General features: G+C 57.6%; 15 protein-coding genes. 6 read left to right on the forward strand and 9 right to left on the reverse strand.

Annotated features, from left to right (window positions below; translation table 11 throughout):
- Positions 1-117: 117 nt before the first annotated feature.
- The 6 genes from QWJ46_RS04410 to QWJ46_RS04435 all read left to right on the forward strand — a co-directional run bounded on the left by QWJ46_RS04410 (position 118) and on the right by QWJ46_RS04435 (position 8,069).
- Positions 118-2,166: a hypothetical protein gene (locus tag QWJ46_RS04410; RefSeq protein WP_302749226.1), complete on the forward strand. Its 2,049-nt coding sequence runs from the start codon at positions 118-120 to the stop codon at positions 2,164-2,166.
- Between the two features lie 169 nt (positions 2,167-2,335).
- Complete coding sequence (locus QWJ46_RS04415; RefSeq protein WP_302749227.1) at positions 2,336-2,536, forward strand: DNA modification system-associated small protein; 201 nt, start codon at positions 2,336-2,338, stop codon at positions 2,534-2,536.
- Positions 2,533-4,569: an AAA family ATPase gene (locus QWJ46_RS04420; RefSeq protein ID WP_302749228.1), complete on the forward strand. Its 2,037-nt coding sequence runs from the start codon at positions 2,533-2,535 to the stop codon at positions 4,567-4,569. Before QWJ46_RS04415 ends, QWJ46_RS04420 begins: the two co-directional genes overlap by 4 nt.
- Positions 4,566-6,065: an FtsK/SpoIIIE domain-containing protein gene (locus QWJ46_RS04425; protein ID WP_302749229.1), complete on the forward strand. Its 1,500-nt coding sequence runs from the start codon at positions 4,566-4,568 to the stop codon at positions 6,063-6,065. Before QWJ46_RS04420 ends, QWJ46_RS04425 begins: the two co-directional genes overlap by 4 nt.
- Positions 6,062-7,201, forward strand: coding sequence for an AAA family ATPase (locus tag QWJ46_RS04430; RefSeq protein WP_302749230.1), 1,140 nt, complete (start codon positions 6,062-6,064; stop codon positions 7,199-7,201). The genes QWJ46_RS04425 and QWJ46_RS04430 overlap by 4 nt, the downstream gene beginning before the upstream one ends.
- Positions 7,194-8,069: a hypothetical protein gene (locus QWJ46_RS04435; protein WP_302749231.1), complete on the forward strand. Its 876-nt coding sequence runs from the start codon at positions 7,194-7,196 to the stop codon at positions 8,067-8,069. Before QWJ46_RS04430 ends, QWJ46_RS04435 begins: the two co-directional genes overlap by 8 nt.
- A 2-nt stretch (positions 8,070-8,071) precedes the next feature.
- Here QWJ46_RS04435 and QWJ46_RS04440 read toward each other — a convergent pair whose 3' ends face one another.
- The 9 genes from QWJ46_RS04440 to QWJ46_RS04480 form a co-directional block, all read right to left on the reverse strand.
- A complete protein-coding gene (locus QWJ46_RS04440; protein ID WP_302749232.1) occupies positions 8,072-8,500 on the reverse strand; it encodes a DndE family protein in 429 nt (142 codons plus the stop codon).
- Positions 8,497-10,488 (reverse strand): AAA family ATPase, encoded by a 1,992-nt coding sequence (locus tag QWJ46_RS04445; RefSeq protein WP_302749233.1) that lies wholly within the window; start codon positions 10,486-10,488, stop codon positions 8,497-8,499. Before QWJ46_RS04445 ends, QWJ46_RS04440 begins: the two co-directional genes overlap by 4 nt.
- Positions 10,488-10,673 carry a DNA modification system-associated small protein gene (locus tag QWJ46_RS04450; protein ID WP_302749234.1) on the reverse strand — a complete coding sequence of 62 codons (186 nt, stop codon included), beginning with the start codon at positions 10,671-10,673 and terminating at the stop codon, positions 10,488-10,490. Before QWJ46_RS04450 ends, QWJ46_RS04445 begins: the two co-directional genes overlap by 1 nt.
- Complete coding sequence (gene dndC / locus QWJ46_RS04455; RefSeq protein ID WP_302749235.1) at positions 10,670-11,830, reverse strand: DNA phosphorothioation system sulfurtransferase DndC; 1,161 nt, start codon at positions 11,828-11,830, stop codon at positions 10,670-10,672. Before dndC ends, QWJ46_RS04450 begins: the two co-directional genes overlap by 4 nt.
- Positions 11,831-13,045, reverse strand: coding sequence for a cysteine desulfurase family protein (locus QWJ46_RS04460; RefSeq protein WP_302749236.1), 1,215 nt, complete (start codon positions 13,043-13,045; stop codon positions 11,831-11,833).
- 428 nt (positions 13,046-13,473) lie between these two features.
- The gene (locus tag QWJ46_RS04465) at positions 13,474-14,286 is read right to left on the reverse strand and encodes an ABC transporter ATP-binding protein (RefSeq protein ID WP_302749237.1); all 813 of its coding nucleotides are present in this window, start codon (positions 14,284-14,286) and stop codon (positions 13,474-13,476) included.
- Positions 14,283-15,272 (reverse strand): ABC transporter ATP-binding protein, encoded by a 990-nt coding sequence (locus QWJ46_RS04470; RefSeq protein WP_302749238.1) that lies wholly within the window; start codon positions 15,270-15,272, stop codon positions 14,283-14,285. Before QWJ46_RS04470 ends, QWJ46_RS04465 begins: the two co-directional genes overlap by 4 nt.
- 1 nt (position 15,273) lies before the next feature.
- Complete coding sequence (locus QWJ46_RS04475) at positions 15,274-16,131, reverse strand: ABC transporter permease (protein ID WP_064808333.1); 858 nt, start codon at positions 16,129-16,131, stop codon at positions 15,274-15,276.
- Between the two features lie 3 nt (positions 16,132-16,134).
- Positions 16,135-17,139, reverse strand: a complete 1,005-nt coding sequence (locus QWJ46_RS04480; protein WP_302749240.1) for an ABC transporter permease — start codon at positions 17,137-17,139, stop codon at positions 16,135-16,137.
- Positions 17,140-17,152: the final 13 nt, after the last annotated feature.

Below are 17,152 nucleotides of genomic sequence, written 5' to 3' on the forward strand. Positions count from 1 at the left end.
GTTTGAAGGCCGGGTTCATCCAGGCCCTACTCCTGCTCCCGCTATCACCCGCGGAAGGCCTTCGGCGTCGCGCCGGTAGCTGTCTGAAACACCGCAACGAAGGTTATCGTCGATTATTTGGGAGCCTACGCCATTTCTACGCCATCAAAGAAACAGCGACAAATCGCCAAAGAGATTGGGAAGCTGAAGGCCGCAGTGGCAAACCGCGACTTTCCGGGATTCGAGAATCATTTTCTCACGACAGTCGACCGGGACCTTCTGCTGGCCATACGGGAACAGAAGGTGCTTTTTCAACTCGCCGCCCACGAAGTCGAAAAACCTATCGACATTATTCGGGAACAGGCCCAAATACGGTTCGAGGGCAGTGAACTCGATGAATTCGAGGGTTATCTAAGATTCACGAGACTAGCGCTTGAGACCCGTGCTGAGCTTTCGGCAAAGCTTTCAAAAACCATGCGTGACTTGCCTAGCACGCTCAGCATCCCGTCGATTATAGCCGCTGCGCGCGCGTGTTTTGATGAGCTTGTAGCGACGGCAACGCCAAGATTACTGTCACCCGGAAACGAAGAAACCGTCGCAAATTACGAACACCGGATCCATTCCATCAATGGCCGACTTAACGATTATGGATTTGCACTCCTCCGAGCTGTGAATGAAATAGCAAAAAATGCAACCGGTCAGGTCACGGTGGGCGAAGCCTGGAAACGTCGTAGCCAGACACTCAAAACCTTCCGCCGTATCGTCTTGGTCGTCGGCGAACTGAATGCGATCGATTTCATCATTGACTCCGTATCTTACGGCAAATTTCAGGTCGATAAGATCGAGAGCGCTTCCGAAATCAAGATTATTTTGAAACCCGCTGATCCTCGGCTGGACCTCATAAGGACGGCTGGCATTCGCAGAGGGCTCATCCTCGCGCTTCATCAGCATCGCGCCAAACGCTTTGTTCGCGACCAGTTGCTCTCCGTTCAGGCTGCAGTGATCACCCATGCAGTCAGGTTCTTTCTCGACGAGGTGCCTTCGGCACTTGCTCCAAAAGAACTTTCCACAGCGATTGATCTGGGGACGAAAATGCTGATCAGCGTCGACGCAGAGGATGATCTTCTGTACGCTGCCGCCCCCGACAAGTTGCAGGTTGCAAGCTATTATCATGCGACAATCGCCTTACGTTGGTATAGCGCGGCGCGTGACCTCGTGGAACGGCAGCAAAGACCAAAGCTCAGACGACACATTTCGCGTCTGGCAATTCCTCTTGACGCGATTTCAGGTGCCCTGCGCGATCCCGAAAGTCGTCACCATGCCGAAATTGCACTCAACGCGATGACGACCGCACTGCCTGTTCGCAACCATGTGAGCTTGATCCGAAAGCCATTTGTCAAGCAAGGGCCGCTTTGCGCTATTCCCGTTCTTCCGCTGGATCTTGGTCTTTGGAATTTGACGGTCCGAGAAGAATTGGTGGATGGGGGGCATCTCGGAAAGCGGCTGGGCAAGATCTGGGAGGACTTTTATGCTCACCTATTGCGAGATGCGGAATGGCAGATCCTCGGCCAGGGTGTGCGCTTGAAAGACGGAAAGGACACCGTCACGGACATCGATTTGCTGCTGCTTCGCAACGACCTGTTATTGGTGGTGCAGATCAAGGCACTCACGGGCTCTGACGTTTCTCAATATGATCACTGGAAGAACCGGAAAATCATCGAGTGGGGATGTGTTCAGGCGAAATTATCGAGCGACTATCTCCGCAGGCATCCTCAAAAACTGATCTCAGTCTCGAATAAGAAAATCGCCAAGCAGATCCGTCATATTGAGCCACTCGTCTTGACCAACAGCTCGCTTTTCGATGGATGGATCTACGAGGGAGTGAGCGTGGCCGGCGAAGTCATGCGAAACGCTATCAGCAGTGGAGCAAGGATCGACTATCACGATGCCAGGAACAAGGAAATCGTCCGCACCTACCACATTGTTCGCAAGGAAGACCTGACAACCGATACCATTCTCTGGCTATTGCGACATCCCGTCGAATTACAGGCTCTGCCTGACCTTGTCGTTCGTCACGTATCAGTGAAATTTGGAACCGTCACGTATGAAGTTCCCGATCTCGATCTCGCGCCAGGCGAACCTGTGCGACGCAAACAGGATTATCCTGCGCGCGCAGAATTCGAATGACATAGCCCTTATCAGTTAAAAACGTTCATCGGTTTCTCATAGACCAACGACCTGGCCGTTGAGAATCTGTCGCTGAACGCATAATAGAAACATTGTTTTAAAGGATTGCCGTTTACTTTATGGAGGAAGAAATGCTACCCAACGTAGCATCGCATTTTGGGCTCTGGACGTGACTGACGTAGAATTGGAAGAACGAGCGTTGCTTGCCCGGGTTGCGGAGCAATGTGGTGTTCCGGTCGAGTTGTTGAACAGGCTTGCAGCGCTGGAACTGGAAATCCCCGACATCAATCTGTGGGGAGCGAAGGCCGAACTCAGCCGACGCGTTACCGCGATCATCGATGACCATGCTCAGTCGGAGCGCGGCCGTTGAAATTCCGCTCCGTGAAGGTGGAAAATATGTTCGCTTATAGCGGTCCCAGCGAGATTAACCTTGCCGGGACGACAAGCGATCGCAACATCATTGTCATATCCGGGCGCAATGGCGCCGGCAAAACCAGTCTTCTCAACGCTGTGAAGCTGCTTTTTCTCGGCTCCAATGATCCGCGGTTGCGGCGCGTCGGCTTTGGCGGCACGGAACTGTCGCGCAAACAATATGTATTGGGTCAGCCTGGACGCTGGTATGGTGTCTTCAACGCGGCGTCACGTGCTTCCTTTGCCGCGGTTTCCCTGACCTGGACTGAGGAGGCCAGCGAATATGAGGCACGGAGAACCTTTTGGCTCTTGAAGGGCGGCTCCGATTTCGACGAAAAGCTGCGGATTACCGTCAACGGAACGCCTTTACCGGAGAAGGATGCAGCCACCAAACTTGCCACCCTTCTGCCCGCTGAGTCCCTGCCTTTTTTCTTTTTCGATGGCGAACAGATTCAGTCGCTCGCCGATGCCGAGATAGGTCGCGAGCAGACCGAAATCGAACGATTACTCGGCTTTTCCTTTTTCGCGCAACTGATCGAGCGTATCGATGGCTACGCCAAGGAAAAGTCGCGCGCGGGTCTGCCAGACGACATTAGGGTCAAGGTTGTGGAGGCTGAGAACGGCGGGCGCGAAGCGCGTGCGCGTGCCGAGGCCAATGGACGCTCAAGAGTGCAGGAAGAAGAGATCCGTCTCGATCTCGAGCGAACCCGCGACCGGCTTTCGAATGAGCGCGAACGGCTGAGAAGCGGCACTCTGACGCCGCGGGAGCGCATGCGGATCGAAAATCGCATTGCCGTCCTTGAGGGGGAGAGAGCCGATTTAGCGTTGCAGATTGCAGAGACAGTGCCCGTCGAACTGCCGTTCCTCGCAAACCGCGGTTTGGTCGAAAAAGCTTTCGCCCAGCTCAATGACTACGTGGGCCGGGCAACAGACAATTCCGTGGCTGCAAGGCTTCACCGGGAGTTTCACCCGAGAGTCGTCGACGCTTTGCAAACGCTTTCGCCTCCCGTCGAAATGACGGAGGCCCAACGGCTGGACCTGGCAGCCAAGATGGCTCATCTGCTCGACGAATTTGGGATTCATCTCTCACCTGGAAATCCGTTGTTCCAGTCGTTAAGTCCCAGGCGGATCGGGCTACTTCGAGACCAGTTCCTCGTATGGACACAGAAAGGGCCGGCCACGGCCGCTGAAGAGCATGACAGTCTGCTCAACTTGCGCAAGATCACTGTGGAGGTGAGACGGATCAAGCAGGAACTCGACGAAGCCGAGCTCACAACGGAGGATGCGCGCATCCGCTTTGCCGAGATTTCCGATCAGATCAGCAATGTGCAAAAACAACTTGATGATGCCATCGCGCGAATTGCCGAACTGTTCATCAAGGAACAGCAAGCTCTTCGTGAGATCACTCATTATGAGGAGCGAGTTTCGAGTCTCGAGGCTGAATATCGCGACGTCGCCCAGAAGAATGACGCCTATATGCTGGCGCTTCGAACGAAACAAGCTTTCGAAACCTACCGCGATCTTAAGAGGAGGCAGGTGCGTGCGTCCGTCGAAAGGCGATTGAATGAGCGTGTTCAGATCCTGCTTGCGCCCAGTCAGCTTATTAGGTCCATCCGTCTGAACGAAGATTTCGTCATGTCCTATTTTGACGAGCGTGACACCGAAGTCGCGCGTCTGAGCATCTCGGCGGGCATGCGTCAATTATTGGCAATGGCCATGCTCTGGGCGCTCAAGGACGAGGCTGGAAGGCCCATACCGGTCATTGTCGATACGCCGCTCGGTCGTATCGATCGGGCCAACAGGCATTTATTGATGACGGACTATTTCCCGCAGGCGGGCGATCCCCTTGTTCTCTTGCCAACCGATACTGAGTTTGGTGCCGACGCATTCGAAACCCTTTCGTCGCACATTTGCAGACGCTATCGCATTGAAAACGATGGAGGCGACAGCGCCAAGATTATTGAAGATCGGCAAGTCGGAGAGCTTTCGTGAAGGATAGTCTCTTCTTTACCAACGACGAGCGGACCTTTTTCGAGCGGGTCATCGATGATGGTCTCTTGCAGGAAGGAAGACGCGGCGTCTACTGGTGGGTGGTTCGCATCGCGATCGCACAGTCACTTCAGCTTGACGGAGAACCGGAGGAGCGGTTTGGGGCTGTCGGAGGTCGGGAGCGCAGCGAACTTCACCTCGAGCAAATCACCGGTCGTAGCAAACAGCCTGACTTTGACGATGCCATGATCATGATGCTGTGCATCAAGCACGGTCGAAACTTCTTTGAAGAGCATGACGCCTATGTCGATATGCTGCAAAAGCACGCCCGGCGTGGATTGGAAGTTCTGATGGATACCTGGGTGCCGGGCACAAGCTTCCACGACATTTTGGCAGATGGTCTCCTGCATCATAGTGCCGGGAGCGGTGTTGAATCTGACGACGGTGCGGCTTCGGCTTTCGATTTTGCCAGCCTGCAACGCGGGCTCCAACAGGTGGGCGTCAAGGCGGGGCTGGCCGCCGATCCCATCTTCGGCCCGCGGCTGACGCGGTTTCCGCTGACCCTTGGTTCTGTTGACGATTATGACCGCTTGCGACGCGGCCTGGATGACCTTGCTTTCGCCATCGGCCTGGGCGGCAGCGGCCTTGCCCTCGCGCGCGACCGCGGTGAACGCCGTGTCGTCTTGGACGTGCCGCGTCCCCTTGCCACGTGGGACGAAGTGCTATGGGCAAGCGTCAGACCGGCGGTCGAAGGGGCGCGCGGTTTCCTTCCCGTCTGCCCGGGCGTTGATGTCGTTGGCAACCCGTTTGTCTTCGATCTCGCGGAAGCACCTCATCTATTCGTCGCCGGCGCCACCGGCAGCGGTAAATCGGTTTGCGTCAATGCAATCCTACTATCTCTTCTGCGCCTGAAACGCCCGCCGCAGCTTGTCATGATCGACCCAAAGGGCGTCGATTTTGCCGACTATGAAGGGTGCCGGCTGCTTCGCGGCGGCAAGATCATCACTGACATGGAGGCGGCGCTCATCGTCTTGCGTGAGGTCACGCAGGAGATGGACGCCCGCCAGGAGACTCTTCGAAATTACAACGCCCGCAACATTGGCGAAGCGCAAGCAGCCGGCGCCGACCTTGAACGTTTGGTGGTCGTCGTTGACGAGCTCGCCGACTTCCTGATGAGCCGCGGGGGCGCACAGGAGCCGCTTGTCAGATTGGCCCAGAAGGCAAGGGCGGTCGGCATCCATCTGCTCTTAGCCACGCAGCGACCGGAAGCGGCGACGTTTCCCGGTCTGCTGCGCGCCAACATTCCCGGCAGGATTGCGCTGACCGTGCAAAAGGCCGCCGACAGCAGGATCATCCTCGACGAAGGTGGCGCTGAAGACTTGATGATGAGAGGGGACATGCTAATCAAACTTGCAGGTCGCGATACCGTACGGGCTCATGGCGCCCGCGTCGATACGCCAGACATAAAAACGGCGGTTGCAGCGGTGAATGCCCGATGACGGATATCCTTCGCCCTACGAAATTCCAACCGGTCTTTCTCAGCATTCTCGACGTCGGTCCGCTTCGGGGTATGACAAGCCTTTCACTGCGCGATGCCACAGGTCAACCGACGAACCTGTACCTGATCATGGGTCCTAACGGGGCAGGCAAGACTACGATCCTGGAGGCCATCTACGCGGCCATGTCGCTGCTGTCGGCGCGTGCGCATCCCTCGACCGGCATAGAGGCGATCGATACCGGTGATGGTGGATTGCAGTTCGATGCCCTCGTGCAGCTTGATGACGGCACCAGGTCCTATCTTCGCGTTCTGTCGATTGTCGCGGGCAAACAGGGTCTATTGAGGACATGGTCAGGACAGGACCTGGAGGCGGTCGGAGCCGAACGGCAGATCATGCTGGCTTTCGGCCGCCGTTCATCGACTGCACCCGTTGAAGTGTTGTCTTCGTCCGATATTGAGGCACTCGGCTTCTTCGATGGGGTCCAGGAACGGATAGGCGAGTCCCCGCTGTCGCTGTTTGGCAGTTCGATAACGCTTCCGACAGTCCTCTATTTCCCATCCGACCGCGGCATTCGCCGTCCGCCGGTCGGCGGGCGCAACATCGTTCGCCCAGAGTTGTTGGGCTATGCTCCGGCACGCCGGTTCGACGCCGATGGTGTGACCTGGGCTGACTCGATCGAAAACCTGCTTGTCTGGTTTACGTGGCTGGAGGACGACCGTGACAAGATGTGTCGCGATCTCGTCAACGATCTTGTTTTTCGCCGGCATAAAACCCTTGGCGCTGTCGACCGGCACAATCTCACTGTGCCAGTCCAGACCGATGGCGGATCTCATCGGCTGGATCAATTGAGTAGCGGAGAGAGGCAACTCGTTCAGCTGATCGTTCGCATCGCGGCGCATATGACGTCGTCGACCATCGTTTTGATCGATGAAACAGAACAGCATTTGCATCTTGTCATGCGGCGGCGGCTTATCACGCTAATCAAGGACTGGGCGCGGGATTATGAGGGGCTTGGTTTCATCATGACGTCTCATCAGACGGATTCAATGCGCCTTCTGGCGCCAAAGACAGCTGAAACTGGCCTTTTCAAGAGCGGCTGTCTCGTAAAGCCGAAATTTGTACCGCCCCATGGATAACATTGTATCTTTCGACGATATTGACAGCGAACGCGATATTGCGGCCTATCAGACCGGGTTGCCTCGAATCGTCCTTGAAGGCGTTGATGACCTTCGCTTTTTCAAGCACTACTGGTTCCATCAGTTGATCGGGAGCTTCGAGTTCGTAGAGGCCAGCGACATTGTGACGGGTGGCGGATGCACCTCTGTCATGCAGGCTGTCGAGGAAAGCAGGAAGGATAACATACCGGCTTTTGGAATCTGGGACAGGGATACCCTATTCCGGGAGAAGAAATGGAGTTCGTTGTTTGAAACCGACGATGCGGTTTTTCACGCAACGACCAGCGGTAAAGATTTTTATACGACTCTCAGATGGGAAGTCGAAGCCTATCTGCTCGAGCCGGATTTTCTCGATGGCTGGCTGCGGAGTTGTCAAAAGAAGACGGGCAGTTCGCCGGTGGCTGCCGGAGCGGTAACGATTGCGATTGAGGAGTGCGAGAACCTTCTGAAGGCCCATCGGTATTTTGCAACGGCGCATCATTGTCGTAAATCTGTGTCCGACGGCTTCAGCGCACACCTGGAGGCGGATGCATTCGTGTCAGAGTGCAATAGCGCCCTTGCAAAACTCCAGGATGATGGGACGCTGCCGGCCTTGATCGACGAATTCGTCGCTGCAGTCCTGATGGCGGCGCCGTCGGTGGCGGCCTCACGCCTGTCCTGGCTGCTGAAATACGTCGATACGAAACGTCTGCTCATGAGGCTCTGCCAGCGCTTCAAGAGCTTCGAGGAAATTCGCTGGGTCCTGGCTGAATTCATGCGTCAGAGCAATCGACGCCCGCGCGAGATCGAACAGAAATTGTATCAGCTTCGCGACGCGATGGCCGTGTGAGGCTAGCGGCTCCGACCGTTCGCATGTCCGGCGATACGGCCGATAAAGGCATCAAGTTCACCGGCACCTGCTTTCCAGTCTTCCCACAGGAGGTAGATACCACGGTGCCAGTGGGCGGCAACGAGTGTCTGGAAGTCGCGCCGGCTTTGATGTTCGTTGGCATCATGTTCAAGAATGAGCGTCAGCCAACAGGACAGTTCGACACCCTGACCGAAAAGCTGTTCCCCCTTGAGCGGTCGCCCATAACCCAGACTGTTCAGCTGCAGGTCGGGCTGGCTTGCAACACCCAACGACCGTCCGAGTGCCAGCCGCGCCGGACCGTAGCGATGCGGAAGACCAAGCAAGGCCTGAAAGCGGGCATTGAGTTCGTCGGCGGGCCGTGTCGTGCGGAAATCACCACGTGTGAGATCGAGCTGCGCCGTAGAAGTCATATGGTTGCTTTCGCTGCTGCAGTTGGGAAATTTTGTCCTCCAATACGCAACACCCCGGCGAGATAAGGTTCCAGGACATCCATCTCGTTCTGCCCGAGTTCAGCTGGATGTGTCAGAAGGACAAGCTGCCTGGTTCCGCGTGCGAAGTGGTTCAGGACATTGCGTCTGTGAAGGGGATCGAGCCGCGCCAATGGTGTGTCCATGATAATCGGAAAGTCACCGGCCATTTGTGCCAAGGCGGACATTACTGACAGCGCAAAAATCTGGCTTTCGCCGGCACTTGCGTCGATGCGGCGAATGTCTTCGTGGTTCGCGTCGAGCAGCTGGACAGGGTGGCCCGGCACAATCTTGACATTCTCGACGACAGTCTTGTGCGCCATTTCCCGATATGACCGTGTGATGATTTGTGAAACCTCTTCCAGATTGGCGGGAAGCGCGGCGTCAACCAATCGGTCAGCGAGTTCCGCGAATTGCTCGGCGCGAACGGCACGGGCAATCAGCGGTGCGGCACTAGCGCCGTCGGCCAGCAGCACATCGGCCTCTTCCCTTTTGGCTCTCAGCTTTCGGTGGAGTTCGTCGGAGGCTTGCAATTCCCCACGATGGCGGCTTTCAAGATCGGCGATCTGGCCCTGGATCGTCGTCAGTTCGTCCGCCAGGCCCTGAGATTCCTCGTCCACTCCGCGTTGTCGTCCGATATCGTTTTCGCACCGAGATATGCCCTCATCGAGGACCGTCACGTCCTTCGAAAGCTTGCCGATCGTATCTGCACGCACTGAAGCCAGCAGTTGCAGATGCTCGCTCACCGCTTGCCGATCCGCGTCCCCGAGGTGCTTATGGCGGATATCTTCCGCACAATCCGCCGGACGTTTGGACCACACCTCGTACCACGCGCCTCGCAACTGATCTACCGGGATCGAATCGGACAGGCGGGCTTGAAGGGCCGAAATGAAATCGTCGAACCGGCTTTTGCTGGCCTGACTGCTTGTTTCCCAACGCGCGGTCCGGTCTTCGGTTGCTAGACGCTCAATCGCTCGCTTTCGCAGTGCCGGTCCTGCCAAGGCAAGAGCGACATCACCGCTCAGAAGACGGCGGAGTTCGTCCCGTTTTTCGTCGCGCATGCGGGTGAGCCGTTCGCGCTCTTCGAACAGGGCCTTGAAGGTCCTGTAGCTATCTCCGTGCAAGGTCCCAATCCTCTTGACGATGTCGTCGCGCTTCTTGCGAAGGGGAACCAGTCTGGCAAGGAGATCTTCTACTCTTGACGAGGCTTGGATATCCTGATGCTCCAAGGCGCGCAGTTCATTTTCGACCTTTTGCGTCTTCTCCGTCAATTGCTGAGGAAGCTGACGTCGCCGCTCACGGGCATAAGCCCGAAGGTCTGCCGAGAGCGACCGGAGAACGGGCGCTCCGAGGACCGACTCAATAGCGCTCCAGACCTGTTGATCGACAGAATGACCGGAGAGCCGTTCGATATGTTCGCCGTCAAGAAGGAAAAACCGTGCGAGATTATCGGCAAGCAGTCGGCGCGCCACGAAGCCGCGAACGAATTCATCTACCTCCGGCCGTGGTGGGAGCGTTACCAGATCGAGATCCGGTCCTTCGGCAAGGCGAACCTCTTCATCGTCCCCGCGAAGGCGCCCACTTGCAGAGAAGTGCCAGGTCCTTTCGATCCCGATCAGGTCCTCACCATCCTGAAACTCTAGGGAAACAGTCATGCGCGTCGCTTCACCCCGCGCAGACGCGTTTACCGCGCGCTCCAGAAACGAGGTGTAAGACAGGTCCGGACGATCACCTGTCCCTGCGCGTGCGACCAATGTCAGACCGTGTCGCCCAAACAGGCAAAGGGTGATCGCTTCCAACAACGACGTCTTGCCGGCGCCGTTGTTTCCCTCGACGATAACGACATTCCTACCGTTCGCCGACACCGGAAATCTGATCTGCGCGCGGCGATATGCCTTCCAATTATGGAGGCCCACGGCGATAAGACGCATTACTTCACTGCCCGATCTATGATGGCATCGAAGGCTTGGAACAAGCCCTTCCGACGCAGCATTCCTGAATGCCGCTCCGCCGCTTTTACCAATTCGAGAAGAAGCGTTTCGTCCAATCTCATTTCTGATGCCAAAGCATGCAGCCTTTCCTGGCTGACGGCAGATTGGAGGAGGGGGAGGATCAAGCTTCTCCTCCTTCGTTACCAGAACCGGCCGTCGACATCACTGAGGCTGCGTCTGTGGCCCATAGATACTTAATGGTCTCAACCTCGTCTGTCGAGATCAGTTCACGACCGCTCTGGCGCTCGACTTCCAGCAATCGATCCAAGATTTCCCGTCTTGCCGCAAGAGTGAATGGTCCGGGTACCAGCGACCCATCCGGTAGGTGCGTTGCGCGTCCCGATCTACGCCTGGCCATGCGGCGATCCGGATCGTTCCTGATCTCAGCTAGCCAGTCACGAAAATCCATCAGCTGCTCGTGATTGGCGTGGCCAGCTTCAATGAAACCCGCCATGCTCCTGTCCTTGACCACCACGGTGCATGTCCAGCAACCAAACCGAGATGAACTCGTGCCACAGGACGGAGCGTCATCTTTCGATAGAACGAGCGGGCATTCGGCTCCCTGCCCCTCCCGGTAGAGAGTGATAAGCTCCCGGTGCGACCCGCCCCATGGCGGGCGCCGCTGCAGCAGCGTTTGCCAAACCTCGTCGGTCGTGAAATTCACAACTGGCCGAAAGACTTTGCATCCCTGCAGATCGTTGTGATCGTTCAGACGCTGGCCGTTCGAGTACCGATTGACGCTGACGGCGCGGGTGGCAGATTCCTCCTTGCGCACACCCAACAAAAGTATGACCTGCCCGCTCTCGGCAACCTTGTTTTTGATGTAGTGCGAGGTTGGCTGGATCTTCATCCGATCCGTGCACCAACGGAAAGTCCTACTCGGCGAAGGATAGCCTCTGCCGATCAAATTGACCCAGAATGTCTGATCTGCTTTGGGGGCCGTCTTGACAACGGTCACCGGCAGGTGCATGGCCTCGACCCCGTTACGCACCCGCAGAAGCACGCGCTCGACATGATCGGCAACGACCGGTGCCTCTACAAGCGTATCGTTCGAAACGACGTGCACGGGTCGGCGCCGATCGCTCGGAGGAAGCTCGAGCAAGGTTTCGACCACCAGCTGCAACACCAAAGTACTGTCTTTACCACCGGAAAAACCGATGATCCAAGGCGTATTGTGGTTCTGGAGATATTCGTCACGAATATCCGCGCGTGCGAGCTCGAGTTTGCGATCGAGGTTGTCCACTTCGGGCTCTTCTATATGCGAAACTACAAAATCAAGCACTTATCTCTCCATATTCGGCGCCTTGTATCCGACTTTGGCGAGAGCAGCCACTGCTTTTGTAAGCGCATCGGCCGCAATCAGGATTTCCGCGGCCGTCGTGCTGCGGCCAAAGCCGATACGGACAGACTCCTCGGCGCGTTCGGTTCCAAGGCCCAAAGCGAGAAGCACGTGACTGGGCTCCAAACTTTCAGCGGTACATGCCGATCCGGTGGAAAGAGAAATTGTGTTGCGAACCCGCATGAGCAGCGCTTCGGCGTCTACGCCCGGAAAATAGATATTCAGGTTGCCGGCAATGCGACGCTTGAGGCTACCATTGATCTCAAACGCAACGCCTCTGTCTCGTAGGATTGCAATAAACTGGTCGCGCAACTCCAGGAGTCGGAAAGCCTCCTTTTCCATTTCGACAGACGCGATCTCGCAAGCAGCGCCGAAGCCCACACACAACGCGACGGGAAGTGTTCCGCTTCGCAATCCTCCTTCTTGTCCGCCGCCGAGCAGAAGAGGTTCGATCCGCTTGCGAAGCCTGCGGGCCATGAATGCTGCGCCAATTCCTGCCGGGCCGTAGAGTTTGTGACTGGAAATGCTGGCCATGTCAAAATCGGTTGCATTGACCCTTATCTTGCCGATCGCTTGCGCAGCGTCCGTATGGAACCACGCGCCCCTTGAACGTGCCTTGTTAGCGAGCTCAGCAAGGGGCTGGACCACGCCGATCTCGTTGTTGACGGCCATAATGCTGACGAGCGTGGTCGTATCGTCGATAGCGGCGGCCAATTGGTCGGGTTCGATCATTCCTTCTGAATTTATACTTACCATTCGCACGTCGGACCCAGACGCGCCTAAGCGCGCAGCGATCTCCAAAATCGACTTATGTTCGGCAGAAGAGGTAACCATCGATTTTTTTCCAGCACTTTCTTTCCCTTGGAAAGCACCTCTTATCAGTAAATTGTTGGCTTCTGTTGCGCCGGACGTGAAAACGATCTCTTCAGGTGTTGCGCCAATGAGGGCCGCTATCTGCTCGCGCGCGGCTTCGACGGCTTTCGATGCAGAGACACCGTGAAGATGCGAGGTCGAATGAGGATTGCCTACCGGACCACTAAGAAACGGAAGCATTCGCTCCAGAACACGCTGGTCAAGCGGTGTCGTTGCCTGAAAATCCAGATAGACCGGAAGAAGCGTTTCAAGACTGGATCGTTCCTGCGCGGATCGCTGCAACATCTTTCCAACCTCATGAGATGATTCCGTTTCATGAAACGTAAATCATCCCACTTGCACAGACAACCACGAAGGGCCGGGGCTATCGGTAGATGGGTCTGGGCGAGAGCAGAAGACGCTTTGCCTAGAGCGGCGCAAGCAGATGAGTGCCGCCATCGCGCTCAGGCTGAATTCGATGATTTATCTTTCATTGTAAACTAAGAGTTTGTACGATCTCTCGACTGTGTTTTATGACCCACGATTCGATTCCCTTCAACTGCGCCGGAAAGCAAACGACAGGGTTCCGCTCCCAGTCATGGCAATCAAGCATCCTCATTGCGCGGTTGCTTATTGCTGTCGATTCGCCGGTCGCTGTCGTTAGCTGACTTAACGAATGAGCACCCCTTTCCGTCGCCCACTGCGCCCGCACTCACCGCCTCTCCTCACACCACTCACCCCGCCTCACCAAAATCCGCCGCCAGCACCGCATCCTTCAGCGCCCTTGAATACGCATGCTGCGGATCATCCAACACCGTCCGCGCCCGCCCGCGTTCGACAATCTCACCTTTCCGCATGATGATAATATTGTCGCTGACATAATAAGCCGTCGCGAGATCATGGGTGATGTAGATGATCGAAAGGCCGAGCTCGTTTTTCAGCCGGCCGAAGAGGTTGACGATGGCCATGCGCAGCGAGGCGTCGACCATGGAGACCGGTTCGTCGGCCACCAGCAGGCGCGGTTCAGGGATCAGTGCGCGGGCGATGGCGACGCGCTGCAGCTGGCCGCCGGAGAGTTCGTGGGGGAAGCGGCCCTTCACTTCTTCCAGCGTCAGGCCGACGTGATGGAGGGCGGTATCTGCCATCTTCTCCGCCTGTTGCCGGTCCGGCCGTTTGCCTGAAGCGTAAAAATTGCGGGCGGTCTCGAAGAGATAGCGGTCGACCCGCTTCAGCGGGTTGAAGGCTTCGAAGGGGTTCTGCAGCACCGGCTGAACCTCCTTCATGAAGGCCGTGCGTTCGGCCCGGCTGTGGATCGCGACGGTCTTGCCGGCGAATTGCAGCTCGCCTTCGGTCGGTTCGGTCTGGCCGAGGATCATCGCCGCCACCGTCGATTTGCCCGAGCCGGATTCGCCGACGATCGAGAGGATCTCCGGCTGCTCGCCGAGTTCGAAGCTGACATCCTTCACTGCGGTGATCAGGCGCCGGCCGAGCAGGCCGCCCTGGCGGTAGACCTTGGTGACATGCGAGAGGCGAAGCAAAGCACTCAAACCGGATCTCCCGTAACCGCAAAACACGCCACCCGCCGCCCAGGCTCGACGGTGACGAGCGGCGGAACCTTTTGTGAGCAGATCTCCATGCGCTTCGGACAACGCGGGTGAAACCGGCAGCCTTCCGGCGGCATGGCAAGGTTCGGCGGCCGTCCCTCCAGCGAGGGCCGGGTGCTGGGGTCGCCGATCTTCGGCAGGCTGCCGACCAGGTGCTGCGTATAGGGGTGGAGCGGCATACTGAAGAGCTTCGGGGTCGGCGCTTCCTCGACCAGCCGGCCGGCATAGACGATGCCGATGCGGTCGGAGACCGTCGCATGCACGCCCATGTCATGGGTGACGAACAGGAAGGACGAGCCCATCTCGCGCTGGATGTCGCGGATCATCGAAAGCACGTCGCGCTGCACGATGACGTCGAGCGCCGTCGTCGGCTCGTCGGCAATGATGAATTCCGGCGTCAGGATGGTGGCGAGCGCAATGGTCATGCGCTGGCGCATGCCGCCGGAGAGTTCGTGCGGATAGGCGTCGAGCAGCTGCGGATCGAGCTTCAGCCGCTCCAGATGGTTCGCGACCTTTTCGAAGAAGATTGCTTTGCTGACCGTCATATGGCGAAAGGCGAAATCGGTGAAGGAATGGCGGATCCGGCGCACCGGATTGAGCACATTCATCGAGCCCTGCATGATATAGGAGAGATGCTTCCAGCGCAGCGCCACGCGCTCCTCCGGCGTCATCGCATAGAGATCCTGGGTGCCGCCGGCGAAATGGAATTTGACGCTGCCCGAAACGACGCGGAGCGGCGGCCGGATGGCGCCGGCAATGGTCTTGATCAGCGTCGTCTTGCCGCTGCTCGATTCACCGGCGACGCCATAGACCTCGCCGCGAGCGATGGTCAGGCTGATGTCGTCAACGGCCCGCACCTCGCGATCGACGCCATAGAGGAAGGCGCGGTAATAGGCTTTCAGGTTGTCGATTTCGACCAGATTCTCCATGCTAACTTCCCATCCGGTTCAGCCGGCTGCGCGGATCATTGTATTCGTTCATCGACATGGAGAGCAGAAAGAGCGCCAGGAAGAGTATGACGATGACGGCGACGGGGGCGGCCACCCACCACCAGATGCCCGAGATCAGCGCCGAATGCGCATTGGCCCAGTAGATCATCATGCCCATGGTCGGCGTCTCGATGTCGGTGAAGCCGAGCACCGAAAGGGTGATCTCCATGCCGATCGACCAGATCATGTTGTTCATCGTCGTGGCAAAGACGATCGGCAGCACATAGGGCAGGTGCTCCTCGACCAGGATCTTGCGCATCGTCATGCCGGAATAGACGCTCTGGGTGGTGAATGGCCGGCTCTTCAGGCCGAGCGCCACCGAGCGGATCAGCCGCGCATCATAGGACCAGCCGAGCGAGGCCATGATGACGATCAGCGCCACCCAGGTCATGTTGTCCTTCAGCACGAAATAGAAAAGGATCAGCAGCGGAAATTGCGGGATGACCATGACGCTGTCGTTGATCGCCATCAGCACCCGGTCGACCGCGCCGCCGGCATAACCGGCGACCAGGCCGACCACGAGCGAGATGATGCGCGAGAGAAAGGCGACGCCGATGCCGAAATAGAGCGTGTTGCGAAGGCCGATCGTCAGCTGCCAGAACACATCCTGGCCGCGCGATGTGGTGCCGAGCCAGTATTCGCCGTCCGGCGGCATATCGGGCGGCAGGAGATAGATGTCGGTGGCGCCATAGGGCGAGAAATAGGACAGGATCACCAGGCCGACGATGACGGCAAAGAGCAGCAGGCCGCAGAGGAATTCCATATTCTGGCGGGCGAGGTCGCGGATGATGGTAAACATGGCCTATTCCACCTTGATGCGCGGATCGATCAGCGGGCTCAGCACGTCGATGATGAAGACGGCGGCGGCGACGCCGACGATTGAGAGTGCGCTGAGGCCGAGCACCAGGCTGTAGTCGCCGGCATGCACCGCTTCGATCAGCAGATTGCCGATGCCGGGATAGCCGAAGACGATTTCGGTGATGACGGTGCCGTTGAAGATCGCGCCGAGCGACATGGCAAGCCCGGTGAATTGCGGCACCATGGCGTTGCGGGCGATGTAGGAGCGCAGGATCTTGCCCTTCGGCACGCCGCCGAGTTCGGCAAAGACGACATAGTCGTCGGTGATGATGTTGGAAACCAGCGCCCGCATGCCGATCAGCCAGCTGCCGGCGCCGACCAGGATCAGCGACAGGGCCGGCAGGATGGAGTGTTTGAGGATATCGATGACGAGCGCAAAGGAGAGGTCCAGATTGGCGTTCATCTCATAGCCGCCATTGATCGGCAGCACCGGCCAGATGAAGCCGAAGACGATGAGCAGCACGAAGGCGAGGATGTAATAGGGAATGGGCAGCATCGCGATGAAGATCAGGCTGACGGCCTTCAGTACCATGTCCTTGCGATAATAGCCGGCGAGCGCGCCGATCGCATTGCCGAGCACGAAGGTGATCAGCGTCGAGACCGTCATCAGCCCGATCGTCCAGGGCAGCGAGCGCAGGATAATGGTGGAGACGGGGGTCGGAAAAGCCGAGAGCGAGGGGCCGAGATCGCCGGTCGCCAGCCGCAGCCAGAAATGCAGGTATTGCTGCCAGATCGAGCCCTGCATGCCGTACAGCTCGCGCAGCGACTGGCGCATCAGCTCGATCGCATTTGGGTCGGACTGACCCATCTGGGTGATGGCGCCTATGCTTTCTTCGACCGGGTCGATCGGGGTCAGGTGGGTGACGAAGAAGGTGATCGTCACGCCGAGAAAGACGACGAGCAGGAACTGACCAAACCGCTTCAGCACAAAGATCAGATAGGGCGTCATAGGGCAGTGGTTC

The organism is Rhizobium sp. CBN3 (assembly GCF_030518245.1).
In the GTDB taxonomy this organism is placed as follows: domain Bacteria; phylum Pseudomonadota; class Alphaproteobacteria; order Rhizobiales; family Rhizobiaceae; genus Rhizobium; species Rhizobium aethiopicum_A.

Bases quoted from the DNA above. Each gene is read 5' to 3' on its own strand.
- QWJ46_RS04430 (WP_302749230.1), top strand. From the start codon at position 6,062: ATGACGGATATCCTTCGCCCTACGAAATTCCAACCGGTCTTTCTCAGC.
- QWJ46_RS04435 (WP_302749231.1), top strand. From the start codon at position 7,194: ATGGATAACATTGTATCTTTCGACGATATTGACAGCGAACGCGATATT.
- QWJ46_RS04460 (WP_302749236.1), bottom strand. From the start codon at position 13,045: ATGTTGCAGCGATCCGCGCAGGAACGATCCAGTCTTGAAACGCTTCTT.
- QWJ46_RS04440 (WP_302749232.1), bottom strand. From the start codon at position 8,500: ATGACTTCTACGGCGCAGCTCGATCTCACACGTGGTGATTTCCGCACG.
- QWJ46_RS04475 (WP_064808333.1), bottom strand. From the start codon at position 16,131: ATGTTTACCATCATCCGCGACCTCGCCCGCCAGAATATGGAATTCCTC.
- QWJ46_RS04470 (WP_302749238.1), bottom strand. From the start codon at position 15,272: ATGGAGAATCTGGTCGAAATCGACAACCTGAAAGCCTATTACCGCGCC.
- QWJ46_RS04480 (WP_302749240.1), bottom strand. From the start codon at position 17,139: ATGACGCCCTATCTGATCTTTGTGCTGAAGCGGTTTGGTCAGTTCCTG.
- QWJ46_RS04445 (WP_302749233.1), bottom strand. From the start codon at position 10,488: ATGCGTCTTATCGCCGTGGGCCTCCATAATTGGAAGGCATATCGCCGC.